Raw genomic sequence first — 15,084 nt, 5'->3', positions numbered from 1 at the left:
CCTAGAGCCCCAGCCGGGTTAGGAGATACTCACTGCTGGGAATGACCAGCGCGATGATCGGAATCTCGCCCACCACCACCTGCGCCGTCGTCATCGTCCCGCCGGCAATAGGCGTGGCCGGCCCTTTTCCCGATGACCACGCGTAGCCCGTGGGCGTCGTCGGGTCCACTTCAAGCGCGATGGTCACGGCCACCGGTGCGCCCTCACGGGTGAGCTGGTCCACGAGGGTGGAGTTCTTCAGCACCCGCAGCATGCCCTCGCGACTGGCGGGGATTGCGGAGACGGATGTGACGGTTCCCCGGATGAAGCCGTCGCGCTGGACCCGCACCGTCGTCGGGACGATCTGCGCCGGCATGCCCGGCTGGATGCGCTTGCCTTCGCCGCGCCCCACATAGACCAGATTGACCAGGGAGGCGGTCTCATCCGCCCCGCTCGGCAACATCCGCAGGATGGGACTGCCGGCGCCGATCAATTCGCCTGTATTGGCGGCCTGCTCGACCACGACGCCGTCCATGGGGGCGGTTACGCGGGTCTTGCGGGCGAAGTCCACCAGCATGGCGGAGAGGTCGCGATCGGCAGCGGCGATCCGCATGTCGATTTCCAGGCCCTCGCGGTGAGAGCGGGTGGTCTGTAATTGTTCGTCGGTCGCGATTTGCGTCAGGGTGCTTTCAGACTCGAGCCGGTCAGCCTGGGTCTGGTGAAGCTGCCCGCGGGTGGCGAGCACGCGTTCACGGACGATCAGCCCCCGTTCCAGCAGCGCCTCCTGGCTCGCCAGCAGCTCGGAGGTGGTTGCCTCGAGCTTGCGCAGCGACTGGATGCGCTCCCTAAGGCCGGCCTCCCGATCTTTGATCAGGAGGTCGCGCGCCTTCTGCTCATTGCTCAGGAAGGCCGAAACGCGGGTCTTTTGATCCTCGAGCTTTTCGAGTTCGAGGCGCTTGAGCTCAAGCTGTGATTGGAGATCCGGCTGGTCCAAAACCGCCACTGGCTGGCCGGCTTTCACCACGTCACCCGGCGCAACGAGCAGGCGCGCGAGATAGCCCTGGGACGGGGTGGTGATGTCGGCGACCCCGCCGGGGCTCAGCAGAATGCCATCCCCCGACACTTTGAGCGGCGCATTGGATAATATGCTCCAGGCTACCGCCGCCACGAGCGCGATCCCGAGCCCGGCCAGCGCCACCCACGCGAAGGAGGGCACCACCCGCAACATCCGGTCCAGCTGGTCCGGGCTCGGCGGGCGGACAAGCGGACGCGCTGATGCCCCCTTCAGCAACGCGGCTGATGGATGCTCCCCGACGGCGGCAGTTGAAGACACAGGATCCGGGCGTGTGTTCACAAATGGCCTATGCGGCTAAGTCGGGACAGTGTTTTGAAGGAAAGTGACTATCATGGGAGACGCCGCTTCGAGACAGCATTCAGTTCGCAATTTGGGAATTTCGCAGCGCTTGCGCCTTCCTCCCCCGTCCTCGCCACCCGAGCCCGCGAACTGAAACGTCGGGGGTTTGGAAAATGCGCCCCATGGTTTGCCCTATTATGGCACCGGAATTGAACGCGGGTTTTTGGGAAGAGGGGACAGCTTGCTGCGCAGCCCCAACATGCACGCCATGGTGCAAGCGGTAACAGAGCCGATCTCCCTATCACGCCGCCAAGGCACGTGTAGGCTCACCGGAGTCGAGTTGAAGCGGAAGGCCAGCGCGTCAGGAGGTCAGATCAAGGGATCGCCCATTCGGCCAATGAATGATCCAGCGCTGGCGTCGCGCTATTTCGCGGGAGCATCAAGGCTAAACGTCTTTGCTGCTTCGACAGCCTCTTCGCCACCGAATTCGACGGCCTCAGCTCCAATGTGAATTTTTAACCCCAAGGGCGCTCCCCGACGCGCCAATGCGATATGTCCGCTTTGCGCCGCCATCTCGGCCTTTGATCTGGCAACGGCCCCGGCCATAAGCGGACATCAGCGAAGCACGGCGCGTAGCTCGTTCGTCAGCCCTTATCTCGGCCCTCCCGCGTAGCCTATTCAGATCTCACCTCGCGGCCCTCGACTCAGCAGCCTAGCCACCGCGATACTCGTATCCATCGTCGCGTTGGCCCCTAGTTCTCAAATGTTGTTTGAGCGCGTCGACGTCTTCAATGCTCCACCCTTCAATCCCAGTTGCTTCCAACCATGCGTTCAAATAGTGCTCTGGCGCATAAACGTGCCCGTATCCCATAGGGACAGTGTCCGCCAAGGGCATGTCTATGAGCACTTGGAGCATGCTCACGACGGGATACCACCTGATCGCCGGAGAAACGTCCGGACCACGCGGCGATTTCATCCAGTCAGCTTCTTGATAGAACAGGCTCTTGTTAAAAAAAGTAATCGCGTCACTTGCGTACTGCAAGTACACGAAACGCACGCTGCCCCATTGTGCTGTATTTCCCGCAGGAGGGCCGTCCTGGTTCATGAACCGCACAAATCGTCCCTTCTGGAACACGGGAAGCCATTCGGTGGAGCCCGCATCGCGGTTCTCAGTGAGCGACCGCCATTTCTCGCTTGGGAAAGGTGCTCCACTCCAGACGGCCCCGTGGATCGGATCTCCAAGGATGTCAAAAAACGTTATCGACCGCTGAGAGTTAAACGCTCCAAGGCTCAGGCCGTGAAGATAGAGCTCCGGGCGCTCGTTGACTGGGAGTCCCTTCCAGTGACCATAAACCGCCCGGAACAGAGCCTCTGCCGATTCAAGCCCATGTTCCGGTTGGAACAGCAACGATAGAGGGCTGTTTAAATAGGAATACTGCAAAGCAACGCTGGCGACGTCGCCACTGAACAAGAACTCAAGTCCATCTATGGCAGACGGGTCCACCCATCCCGTACCCGTTGGAGTTATGATAACCAACGCGGCGCGATCAAAGGCATTTACCCGGATCAACTCGTCGAGCAATAATTTAGCGCGCTCACTCGGCGTCTCGGCGACCTGAAGGCCAGCGTAGAGCCTTATCGGTTCAAGCGCCGGCTTTTGGGTGAAATCGCTTATCTCTGCCGCACTTGGCCCTGAGGCAACGAATGCTCTTCCGGTTCGTCCTAGCTTGCGCCATTCAAGTTTCGATCCCGGGCTTCCCGCGCGCTCAGCGATGAGCGGCTGCGGCCGATCCGGCTCGATCAAGGCGTCCAATCGTTCAAACGATCGATCTAGAGCGCGAAACGCATAGTCGACGAGCACCCCATTTACTATGGTTGTGGTCAACACGGCAGTGATGGCGATGCCGGCGACGATGGATACCCGAAGTGGGAGGAAGCTGTTTAGCTTGTTTGCTATACGTCGTCCTATCCCAATCAGGCCGCGCGCCACGAAAAGCAGAGTCACAAAAGTTGCAATGGCAATCAGGCTGACGCTGAAGGGGTAGCCAGTATCGACTGGTACCATACCTAGCACGCCCCGAACCGAATCTTGCCAGATGCCGGCTTGACGCAAGGCGAGCAGCACGATGCACAAGCAAATGACCGCTGATGCCAGCGTCGTGTAATTTAAAACCCGAGCACTGAGACTGGGTATTTCCAGGTAGCGCCACAGCCAACGGACAAGGACGCCTATCCCGTAACCGGAACTGAACGCGACGCCCGCAAGAACTCCCTGAATCTCGAAGCTGCGCGGAATGAGACTGGGAGTTAACGAGGCGGCGAAGAACAAAGCTCCGACTGCGAGTCCGAACCCGCACAATGAACGCTCTATGCTTTTAAGCGCACTAACCAACAATAGTCGTTTCAAACCTGATCCTCGGAATGCCGCTCTGCGTCTGGGCTTGCTGTTTGGACCTATATCGATGGCCTCTTGAGGCCTTGGTGTCTAGTTCATCGATGGCCGGAGGGTTGCTCCGACGAGCGAGGACACGAGGCGCCCTAGGCTGTAGGCGCGGCGGCAGAGCGCCAGCGGGGCGTTTCGTCGGCGCGCCAAAAGGAAGCCGACCGACGGCTCGCGTTGCTGCCGGATATGCGGATCGTCGAGGTTTCATGACACCCGATGCAGGCATGGATCGAGCGCGGCAAGCAGGGGCAGCGCACGAAATTCATCCGTTGGAGCGGATTAAGGTGTCGCCGGCACCACTGACCCATAGCCGCCCTTCAGCGACAGCCGCCTTGCGCCGCCATCTCGGTCATTGATCTAGCAACGGCCCCGGCCCATAAGCGGGACATCCGTGATAACCGCATCTAGTTACCTTTGCGCTCGAAGCTGAAATAGGCGGGTCGTCCACAAACCACCATTTGGCCGAAGACCAACGCCCTCCTTCCAAGGTCGAACGTCATCCCGTTCTAACCGCGTTGATGACCCGGACAACGCCGAACAGATTGACGTCATAGAGGTGTTGAACCTGCGCGGCCGAGGATTCCTCGGCGCCTCCGAACATGCCGACGCCGGCATTGTTGACGAGCACGTCGATGCGCCCGGTGCGTGCGAGCACCTGCGACACGAGGGCGGCCACCGAGCCGTCATCCGTCACGTCGCAGGCCAGCATTGTGACCTCGCTCGGAGCGGTTCCGCTCGGTTTGCGGCTGGTGCCGAAGACGGTGAAGCCGGCCCGTGCCAAGGCCTCGGCGCTCGCCCGGCCAATGCCGGACGACGCCCCCGTCACAAGAGCGGTTTTCGGGGAGTGTGAGGACATAGCTGCTGATCCGGTTTGCGGGACGAGGGAACGGGTCCGCCATCGCGGCCCAAATAGTCACCGTCGGCCGGCGCCGCAGGGCCGGCCGTGGGTCAGGGTGAGGCGACGATGCCGTCACTTCAGCCGGACGACGACCTTGCCTTTGGACCGTCCGGTATCGAGATAGGCCAAGGCTTCGTTGGTCGCTTCAAACGGGAAGACCCGGTCCATGATCGGGCGGATGGCCCCGGCCTCGATCAGCGCCGTGATCTGGCTCAACTGCCCGCCATCCGCCCGCATGAACAGGAAGGAATAGGCGAGCCCCCGGCCTTTCGCCTTCCGGCGAATGCCGAAGCTCAAAAGGCGCATGAGCTGCCGCAGCCCCCAGTTCAGCCCCTGTTGCCGGGCGAAATCGGGGTCCGGCGGGCCGGAGATGGAAATCAGCTTCCCGCCGGGCTTCAGCACGCTCAGGGACTTGTGGAGCGTGTCGCCGTCCAGGCTGTTCAGGACGACGTCGTAACCCGTCAGGACTTTGTCGAAATCCTGAGTCTTGTAGTCGATCACGACATCGGCGCCGAGGTTTCGGACCAGATCGACATTGGCGGTGCTGGTGGTCGTCGCGACCGTCGCGTCGAGGTGCTTGGCCAGTTGAATAACGAAGGTCCCGACGCCGCCCGAACCCGCGTGGATGAGGATCTTCTGCCCCTTGCGCAGACCGGCCCGGTCGACCAGGGCCTGCCAGGCGGTGAGCCCGACCAGGGGTATAGACGCTGCCTCCTCCATGGTCAGGTTCCGCGGCTTCAGCGCGAGATCATCCTCATGGACGGCAATCCGCTCTGCCAAGGTTCCAACCCGTCCATCGCGCGGCCGGGCATAGACCTCGTCCCCCGCCGTGAAGCGGCGGACATTGGCCCCGACGCGGACGACCCATCCCGCCAGGTCGTGCCCCAGAATCAACGGCGGGCGATAGGGAAGAATGGGTTTGAAGGCGCCATCTCGGATTTTGGAATCCAGAGGGTTGAGCCCGGCGGCGTGGATCTCGACCAGCACATCCTCATCCCCCACTGCCGGCTCCGGTCTATTGCCCAATCGCAGGATGCCACTCTTCTGGTACGTATCGAGGATGAAGGCCCTCATGATGGTGTGCTCTCTGGGTTCCTGCGGATGACCCGCCACCGGTGGGAGGGCCGGGACTGTTGCCGGCGAGCCTGGCCGTGGTGGGCAAAGGCTCAGTCGGCCGTCCGGTAACGCGCGGCGGCGTGTTCCTGGCGGGTGTTCGACAGCATGGCCTGACGCGCCGCTTGGAACGCGTTCCACTGTTCCACATCGGGCAGCGGCGGGATCGTGACGGCCTCGCGGCGGTCGAAGCCGGTCATGGCCGCATCGACCAGCTCATTGACGTCCATCACCCCGGTCATGGCAGACCGGCGTCAGGCAGCGATTGGAAGCTGGGCGGCGATGGTCGGGGCGGTCATACTCGCCCGTGCCATTGATGACCCCGCTTTTTCAGACGAAATTCTCGAGCAAACCCGGGCTTGGATCGAGGCGGGGATCGAGGACGGGGGAGCCCTGTAATTCCGGTCCACGCGGTCCGCCAAACACCGCCGATTCTGCGCTATTGAGCGATGTTGAGGGGCGACAACGGCGAGCTTTGTCATCTCCCGCGCAGATTCCACATGGCACCTCAAACAGCCCGGGTGATTGATCCGCTTCGCTGCCGGCGGTCCCTCCACACGACGTGACGGCGGCTTCGGCGAACCCGACGGATGACTTCGCCGCTGGGCCGCCAAATGCTGTAATGTCGGCAATGACACCACCACGACCGCCCCTTACTCGCCTAACCGGAACCTCTCCCGAGGCTGCGGCTTAACTGACATGGCCCGTTCCGCCCCCTCATCCCTGGCGCGATGATGGGCTGAAAGGCGAACATGCTGGCCACACTGCGCGCGGTTCTCGACCGTCGTTCGTCCGCGCCCTGGAGCGACACGGCCCCTGTCCGGGAGGAGCTGTTCGGCGTCGAGCGGCTTGAGCAGCATGCCGAAAGCCTCGCGGCGGCCCAACTGGTCTCGTCGCATCCCCCGGTCGTCGTCTCCCTGCAAAGCCGCCTGAACGACAATGCCAGGGTGCTGCTGGCGGCCTATCGCGCCAGTGCCGCCGCGCTGGAGGAGGGGAACGGGGTTGTGCCGGCGGCCGAGTGGCTGCTGGACAATTATCACCTCGTCGAGGAACAGATCCGCGAGATCCGCGACGACCTGCCGCCGGGCTATTACCGCCAGCTGCCCAAGCTCGCCGCAGGACCGTTCGCCGGCTACCCCCGTGTCTTCGGCCTCGCCTGGGCGTTCGTCGCCCACACCGACAGCCATGTCGACCCGAACATTCTGAGGCGCTTTGTTGCCTCCTATCAAACCGTCGAGCCGCTCTCGATCGGCGAGCTGTGGGCGGTGGCGATTACGCTGCGGATCGTGCTGATCGAGAATCTGCGCCGGTTGACCGACCAGATCATGGTCGGCCAGGAGGCGCGGGCGCAGGCCGACGCGCTGGCGAACCGGGTGCTGGAGACCGGCTTCGCCGGCTTTGCGCTCGACAGCGATATCGTGGCCCGCTCGTCCGAGCCTTTGTCAGAACTGTTCGCGGCGCAACTGGCCAAGCGGCTGCGAGACCAGGATCCGCGCACCACCCCGGCGCTCGGATGGCTCGATGAGCGCCTGAAATTGCAAGGTTCCTCGATCGACGAGGTGGTTCAGCACGCCCAGCAAAGGCAGGGGGCGTCAAATGTCACGGTGCGCAATGTCATCACCAGCATGCGCTCGATCTCCGACATCGACTGGGCGGAATGGTTCGAGAGCGTCAGCCTGGTCGACCACACGCTGAGCGGCGCCAGCGGCTTCGACGAGATGGACTTCGCAACCCGCAATCTCTACCGCAGCGCCATCGAGCAGTTGGCGCGCGGCTCGACCGTCAGCGAATTGGAGGTCGCGCGCCGCGCCCTGAGTGCCAGCGCGGTCCTCGGAGAGCAGAGGTCGCGCGATCCCGGTTATCATTTGATCGCCGGAGGTCGGCTCGCGCTGGAGACGAGCATCGGCTTCCGCCCGCCGGTGCGGCTGTGGATTTCGCGGCTCAACACGCCGCTCGGAGTCCACGGTTATGCGGTCGCTGTGCTGGTCACCACGCTGGCGCTGCTGATACTCGCCTATGCGTGGCTCGACGTCCCCGGGGGCTTTGCCGGCTGGGCGTTGCTGCTGGCGCCGCTCGCCTTCCTGCCGGCATCGGATGCGGCGAGCGCGCTGGTCAACCGGGGCGTGGCGCGCTCGTTCGGCGCCTCGCCCTTGCCGGGGCTGGAGCTTGCGGCCGGGATTCCCACCGCCTTGCGCACGCTGGTGGTCGTTCCGACGCTCCTGACCAGCGAGGCCGATCTGCTGGAGCAGATCGAGCGGCTGGAGGTGCATTATCTCACCGGCTCCAGCGGCGATCTTGCCTTCGCGCTGCTGTCGGACGGGATGGATGCCGACCAGGAGACGGTCGAGGGCGACGAGGCCCTGCTTGCCACCGCCACGGCGGCGATCGCGCAGCTCAACCGCCGCTACGGTCCGGCGCCGTCCGGGCTCCGCTTCCTGCTGCTGCACCGCCACCGCGTGTGGAACGATGGCGAGGGCAAATGGATGGGCTGGGAGCGCAAGCGCGGCAAGCTGCATGAGCTGAACCGCCTGCTGCGCGGCGCCACCGATACCAGCTTCATCGCGCTCCACGGCCAGCCGCCGCAGGTGCCGGCGGACGTGCGGTACGTCATCACGCTCGACGCCGACACCCGCCTGCCGCGCGATGCGGCGGTGCGGCTGGTCGGCAAGATGGCGCACCCGCTCAACCGGCCGCAGTTCAGCGTCGCCGAGCAGCGCGTCGTGGGCGGCTACGCGATCCTGCAGCCGCGCGTGACGGCCTCGCTGCCGATCGGGCGCGACGGCTCGCTCTACCAGCGCGTCTATTCCGGCCCCGGCGGCATGGACCCCTATGCGGCGGCCGTGTCGGATGTCTATCAGGACATGTTCGGCGAGGGTTCCTACACCGGCAAGGGCATCTATGATGTCGATGCGTTCGAGGCCTCGCTCGCCGGGCGCATCACGGAAAACGCGCTGCTGAGCCACGATCTGTTCGAGGGTATCTATGCCCGCGCGGGTCTTGCCTCGGATATCGAGGTGGTGGAGGATTTTCCCTCCCGCTACGATGTAATCGCCAAGCGCAAGCACCGCTGGACCCGGGGCGACTGGCAGTTGCTGCCCTGGGTGTTCGGCCTGCGCTCGGGCGCCCATGCGGTGCCCACGCTCGGCCGCTGGAAGATGCTGGACAATCTGCGCCGTTCGCTGGTGATGCCCTTCACCTTGGCGGCGCTGGGCGTGAGCTGGCTGGCGCCGGCACCGTGGAATGTCCATGCCGTGCTGGCGCTGCTGGTGGCGATCGCGATCCCCGCTTTTCTGCCGGCGCTGTTCTCCATCGTGCCGCGCGGGGTCGGAATCCGGCTGCTCAGCCATGTGACGGCGCTGGCGGACGATCTGCGCATCGCGGTGCTGCAGACCGTGTTCACCTTCGCCTTTCTCCCCGATCAGAGCTGGCGGCTCGCCGATGCGGTGGTCCGCACGCTGTTCCGGCTGTTCGTCAGCCATAAGCATCTGCTGGAATGGACCACGGCAGCGGTGTCCAGCGCGCAGCCCCGGCTCGATCTCATCGGCTTTTACCGGGGGATGCAGGGCGGCACCGTGCTGGGGCTGGCGATGACGCTTGGTGCCTTCGCCTGGGCGCCGGAATCGTGGCCCGTCATCCTGCCCTTCGCCCTGCTGTGGCTGGCCGCGCCCGCGCTGGCCTTCTGGGCGAGCCGTTCGCCGCCCATCGCCAAGACGCTGGCGGTCTCTGTCAATGATGCCGACGCTCTTCGGCTGATCGCCCGCCGCACCTGGCGCTTCTTCGAGACGTTCGTCACGCCGGCCGAGAACAGGCTGCCGCCGGACAATTTCCAGGAGGACCCCAAGCCGGTGATCGCTCACCGCACGTCGCCGACCAATATTGGGCTCTACCTCATGTCATCGGTGGCGGCGCGCGATTTCGGCTGGTCCGGGACGATGGAGACGGTCGAACGGCTGGAGGCGACGCTGTCGACCATGCAGCGCCTGGCACGTTTCAAGGGGCACTTCTTCAACTGGTACGGTACGCGCGACCTGCGGGTGCTGGAGCCGGCCTATGTCTCCTCGGTCGACAGTGGCAATCTCGCCGGCCATCTTCTCGTCGTCGCCGTCGCCTGCGAGGAGTGGATCGCCGCACCGCTCACGGCTGAGGCCGAGGCCGGCATGGCGGATGCCATCGCGCTGGCACGCGAGGCGCTGGGCACGACGCAGGTGGTGGCCACCGACGAGCGCGCCGGCCAGCTGGACGGCCTGTTCGTCGAGATAGCCGCGCTGCTGCGCGGCGGACAGGGGCTGGAGGCCTCGACGCCGGCCCTGATACGTCTGACCGAGAAGGCGTCGCGCCTCGCCGCCGACCTGGCGCCGACGGCGGATGAGAGCGGCATGCCGGATCTGGTATTCTGGACCGAACGCCTGCGCCTTGCAGTGACTGAGCATGAGCGCGATCGGCTCTACCTCGCCGATGCGCCCCGCACGCTGCGCAACCGCCTGCGCACCATCGCCCAGACCGCGCGCGACATGGCGCTGGCGATGGATTTCGCCTTCCTGCTCGATCCCGAGCGGAAGCTGCTTTCCATCGGCTACAGCGTTCCCGACAATTGCCTCGACCCGAGCTGCTACGATCTGCTGGCTTCGGAAGCCCGGCTCGCCAGCCTGTTCGCCATTGCCAAGGGCGACGCGCCTACACGGCACTGGTTCCGGCTCGGGCGCACGGCGACGCCGCTCGGCAGCGGGTCCGCACTGGTGTCCTGGTCCGGCTCGATGTTCGAGTATCTGATGCCCTCGCTGGTGATGCGGGCGCCGACCGGCAGCCTGCTGGAACAGACCAACCGACTGGTGGTGGCGCGCCAGCAGAGCTATGCGCGCGGGCTCGGCGTGCCCTGGGGCATCTCGGAATCCGCCTATAACGCGCGCGATCTCGAATTCACCTACCAATACTCGAATTTCGGGGTGCCAGGCCTGGGGCTGAAGCGCGGCCTGTCGGACAATCTGGTGATCGCACCCTATGCCACGGGGCTGGCGACGATGATCGACCCCTCGGGGGCGCGGGAGAATTTCGCCCGGCTCGCCGCTATGGGGGCAGGCGGGCGCTACGGCTTCTACGAGGCGCTGGACTTCACCCCGGCCCGACTGCCCGACGATGCCAGTGTCGCCATCGTGCGTAACTTCATGGCCCATCACCAGGGCATGACGATCGTCGCCATCGCCAATGTGCTGGGCGGCGGGAAGATGCGCGCGCGCTTCCATCGCGAGCCGATCATCCAGGCCAGCGAATTGCTGTTGCAGGAGCGCATGCCGCGAAACGTGATCGTCGCCTATCCCCGCGCCGAAGAGGTGAAGGCCTCCACCAGGGGGCAGCCCGGCGAGGCGCCGAACGTGCGCTCGCTCAAGCCGCCATCGGGCGGCGCCCCGGTGACGCATCTGCTCTCCAATGGTCGCTATGTCGTCATGGTGACCACTGCCGGCACCGGCTTCAGCCGCTGGCGCGACATCGCCGTGACCCGCTGGCGCGAGGATGCGACGCGCGACGTGCAGGGCTCGCACATCTTCCTGCGCGACAGCCAGAGCGGGGATCTCTGGTCGGCCGGCGCCCAGCCCTTCGGCGTTGCTGCCGAGCATGACGACGTGGTGTTCTCCGAGGACCGCGCCGAGTTCATCCACCGCAGCCCGTCGCTCATCACCACCATGGATCTGCTGGTGTCCGGCGAGGATGATGGCGAGGTGCGGCGCGTCTCGCTGACAAATAGCGGGCGGCGGGCACGCGAGATCGAACTCACTTCCTATGCCGAGCTGGTGCTGGCCACACCCGCGACCGACAACGCGCATCCGGCCTTTGCCAAGATGTTCGTCGAAACCGAGCACCGCCCGGAATTCGGCGCGCTGATCGCCACCCGCCGGCTGCGCTCGCCGCACCAGGCAGAGGTCTGGGCCGCACATTTCGCCGTCATCGAGGGCGAGATGCTTGATCCCCCGCAATACGAGACCGATCGAGCCCGCTTCCTCGGCCGCAACCGCGAACCGGCCGAGGCGGCCGTCATCCGCGAGGGGGCGCCGCTGTCCAATACCGTCGGCACCGTGCTCGATCCGGTCTTTGCGCTGCGCCACCGCGTGACGGTGCCCTCCGGTCGCACCGTGCGCGTCGCCTTCTGGACGCTGGTCGCGTCGTCGCGCGAGGAACTGCTCAACCTCGTCGACAAGCATCATGACCGCAACGCTTTCGAGCGGACGAAGACGCTGGCGTGGACGCAAGCGCAGGTGCAGCTCCGCCATCTCGATGTGAAGGCCGAGGAGGCCGCCGACTTCCAGCGGCTTGCCGCGCCGATCCTCTACGCCGATTCCCGTTTCCGCGTGCCCTCCGACGTCATCATGCGCGGCGCCGGGCCGCAATCGGCGCTCTGGCAGTATTCGATTTCCGGCGATCTGCCGATCGTGCTGCTGCGGATCGACGATCTCGAAGACATGGCGCAGGTGCGCCAGCTTCTGCGCGCCCATGAATATTGGGGCATGAAGCGGCTGGCGGTCGATCTGGTCATCCTCAACGAGCATGCCTCGTCCTATGTGCAGGACCTGCAGATCGCCATCGAGACGGCCGTGCGCTCAAGCCAGTCGCGCCCCCGCTTCGGCGACGAGCAGGGGCAGGGCACGGTTCATGTGCTGCGCACCGATCTGATGAGCCTGGAAGGGCGCGGGCTGCTGCAATCGGTCGCTCGCGTCGTGCTCTCGGCGCGTCGGGGCTCCATCGCGAACCAGCTCAGCTATATCCCGGCCTTCCTGCCGCGCGCGTTGGCCAAGCGCCGCCATCGGGCCGTGGCGCCGTTCGTTCCTCCGGCCGAGCTGTCGCTGGAGTTCTTCAACGGGCTTGGCGGTTTCGACAAGAACGGCCGCGAATATGTCGTCCAGCTCAGCGGAGAGCAGACGACGCCGGCGCCGTGGATCAACGTGATCGCCGGCAGCGGCTTCGGCTTCCAGGTCTCGGCGGACGGCAGCGGCTATACATGGGCGGAGAACAGCCGGGAAAACCAGCTGACCCAGTGGTCGAATGACCCGGTCGCCGACCCGATTGGCGAGGCAATCTATGTCAGGGACGAGGCGACCGGCGATGTCTGGAGCCCCACGGCGCTGCCCATTCGCGACGGCGGCAGCTACATCGCCCGCCACGGCTTCGGCTATTCCAGCTTTTCGCACGAGGCCAACGGCGTTGCGCTCGACCTGCTGCAGTATGTGCCGCTGGCCGACCCGATCAAGATCTCGCGCCTGACGCTGACCAACAGCTCCGACCGGGTGCGCCGCCTCACGGTGACGGCCTATGTCGAGTGGGTGCTCGGCACCGTGCGCGGCGCGTCGGCCCCGTTTATCGCCACCGAGATGGATGTCACCACCGGCGCGTTATTCGCTCGAAACGCGTGGAGCGCGATCGGCCATGGGCGTGTGGCCTTTGCCGATCTCGGCGGGATGCAGACCGCCTGGACCGCCGACCGCACAGAGTTTCTCGGCCGAAATGGCGAACTTTCGGCGCCTGCCGCGCTGATGGGCAAGGTGCCGCTCTCCGGCAAGACCGGCGCCGGGCTGGACCCATGCTCTGCGTTGCAGAGCACCATTGTGCTGCAACCCGGCCAAAGCGTGGAGATCGTCGCGACGCTCGGCCAATGCCGCACAGCGGACGAGGCGCGCGTGCTGATCGCCCGCTACCGCGCGACCGATCTCGACGCCGTGCTGAAGACCGTCACCGACCATTGGGACCGGTTGCTCGGCGCGGTGCAGGTCAAGACGCCGGACCGCGCCACCGACATCATGCTGAATGGCTGGCTGCTTTACCAGACCATCGCCTGCCGTATCCGCGGACGCTCGGCCTTCTATCAGGCGAGCGGGGCCTACGGCTTCCGCGACCAGTTGCAGGACGGCATGGCGCTGAGTTTCGCGCAGCCGGAGGAGACCCGCCGTCATCTGCTGCGCGCCGCCGCCCGGCAGTTCGTCGAGGGCGACGTGCAGCATTGGTGGCTGCCGCATTCCGGCCAGGGTGTGCGTACCCGCATTTCCGACGACCGGGTCTGGCTGGCCTATGCCGCCGCCACCTATATCGCTGCGGCGGGCGACGAGCCGGTTCTGGACGAGGACGTGGCGTTCCTCGAGGGACCGCCATTGCGGGCGGGGGAGCACGACGCCTTCTTCCAGCCGATGCAATCGCATGAGAGCGCCTCGCTGTTCGAGCATTGTGCGCGCGGGCTTGATCAGTGCGTCGAGCTCACCGGTGCCAACGGCCTGCCGCTGATGGGCACCGGCGACTGGAACGACGGCATGAACCGGGTCGGGGAGGGCGGCAAGGGCGAGAGCGTCTGGCTCGGCTGGCTGTTCATCCGCACGGTCGAGATGTTCGCCCCGCTCGCCGAGGCCCGCGATCCCCAGCGCACCGCGCGCTGGCGCGCCCATGCGGAGTCCGTGCGCGCGGCGATCGAGCGCGAGGCCTGGGACGGCGAATGGTACCGCCGCGCCACCTATGATGACGGCTCCTGGCTCGGCTCCAGCGCCAATGACGAATGCCGGATCGATTCCATCGCCCAATCCTGGGCGGTGCTCTCAGGCGCGGCCGAGGCGGGCCGTGCGGCGCAGGCCATGGCCTCGCTGGAGCAGCATCTGGTGCGCCGCGAGGAGGGCATCGCGCTGCTGTTCACGCCCCCCTTCAAGAGCACGCCGCACGATCCCGGCTATATCAAGGGCTACCCGCCGGGGCTGCGGGAGAATGGCGGGCAGTACAGCCATGCCGCCATGTGGGCGATCCTCGCCTTCGCGAGGCTCGGCGACGGCACAAAGGCGCATGGGCTGTTCGCACTACTCAACCCCATCAACCACGGCACCTCGCCGGGTCAGGTCGCGACCTACAAGGCCGAGCCCTATGTGCTGGCCGCGGATGTCTACTCGGTCGCGCCCCATGCCGGGCGCGGCGGCTGGAGCTGGTACACCGGCTCGGCCGCCTGGATGTACCGCGCCGGCATCGAGGGCATTCTCGGCATAAGGAAGGAGGGCGCGCATCTCACCGTATCGCCCTGTATTCCCGAGGACTGGCCGGGGTTCGAGGCGCGGGTGACGATTGCCGGAACGCAATACGAAATCGTGGTTGGGCCGGCACGGGACCGGGCGGACGTCGTGGCGCGGCTGGACGGAGCTTCGGTAGAGCGCGTCGATGGAGCGTTTCGCGTACCGCTGGATGGCACGGCACATCGCTTGGTCGTCGGCGGTCCTCGGACCTGAGGTAGGCGACAGAACCGAAGCCGTCGGTCCGGACACGTCATTGGAGCGTGCGGCCCCT

The 15,084-nt window shown here is 65.5% G+C and carries 4 protein-coding genes and 3 pseudogenes; 2 read left to right on the top strand and 5 right to left on the bottom strand.

Annotated elements, in window-relative coordinates; translation table 11 throughout:
- Window position 1: 1 nt before the first annotated feature.
- The 5 genes and pseudogenes from EV667_RS16375 to EV667_RS16355 form a co-directional block, all read right to left on the bottom strand.
- Window positions 2-1,312, bottom strand: a complete 1,311-nt coding sequence (locus EV667_RS16375; RefSeq protein ID WP_280960231.1) for an NHLP bacteriocin system secretion protein — start codon at window positions 1,310-1,312, stop codon at window positions 2-4.
- 733 nt (window positions 1,313-2,045) lie between these two features.
- A complete protein-coding gene (locus tag EV667_RS16370; RefSeq protein WP_245516206.1) occupies window positions 2,046-3,740 on the bottom strand; it encodes an alpha/beta hydrolase in 1,695 nt (564 codons plus the stop codon).
- A 544-nt stretch (window positions 3,741-4,284) separates the two neighbouring features.
- Window positions 4,285-4,632 (bottom strand): annotated as a pseudogene (locus tag EV667_RS16365) (SDR family NAD(P)-dependent oxidoreductase); the annotation flags it as partial.
- A gap of 114 nt (window positions 4,633-4,746) precedes the next feature.
- The gene (locus EV667_RS16360) at window positions 4,747-5,748 is read right to left on the bottom strand and encodes an NADP-dependent oxidoreductase (RefSeq protein WP_131836435.1); all 1,002 of its coding nucleotides are present in this window, start codon (window positions 5,746-5,748) and stop codon (window positions 4,747-4,749) included.
- Window positions 5,749-5,840: 92 nt separating this feature from the next.
- Window positions 5,841-6,032, bottom strand: a pseudogene (locus EV667_RS16355) (SDR family NAD(P)-dependent oxidoreductase); the annotation flags it as partial.
- Here EV667_RS16355 and EV667_RS22935 point away from each other — a divergent pair.
- Together EV667_RS22935 and EV667_RS16345 are read left to right on the top strand one after the other, a co-directional pair.
- Window positions 6,031-6,186 (top strand): annotated as a pseudogene (locus EV667_RS22935) (TetR/AcrR family transcriptional regulator); the annotation flags it as partial. The pseudogenes EV667_RS16355 and EV667_RS22935 sit on opposite strands and share 2 nt — an antisense overlap.
- Window positions 6,187-6,539: 353 nt before the next feature.
- Window positions 6,540-15,026 carry a GH36-type glycosyl hydrolase domain-containing protein gene (locus tag EV667_RS16345; RefSeq protein WP_131836434.1) on the top strand — a complete coding sequence of 2,829 codons (8,487 nt, stop codon included), beginning with the start codon at window positions 6,540-6,542 and terminating at the stop codon, window positions 15,024-15,026.
- Window positions 15,027-15,084 lie beyond the last annotated feature (58 nt).

Origin of the sequence: Ancylobacter aquaticus, from assembly GCF_004339465.1 — a bacterium.
GTDB classification, from domain to species: domain Bacteria; phylum Pseudomonadota; class Alphaproteobacteria; order Rhizobiales; family Xanthobacteraceae; genus Ancylobacter; species Ancylobacter aquaticus.
The sequence above is the reverse complement of the archived record's forward strand: the minus strand, read 5'-3'. Positions and strand labels throughout refer to the sequence as shown.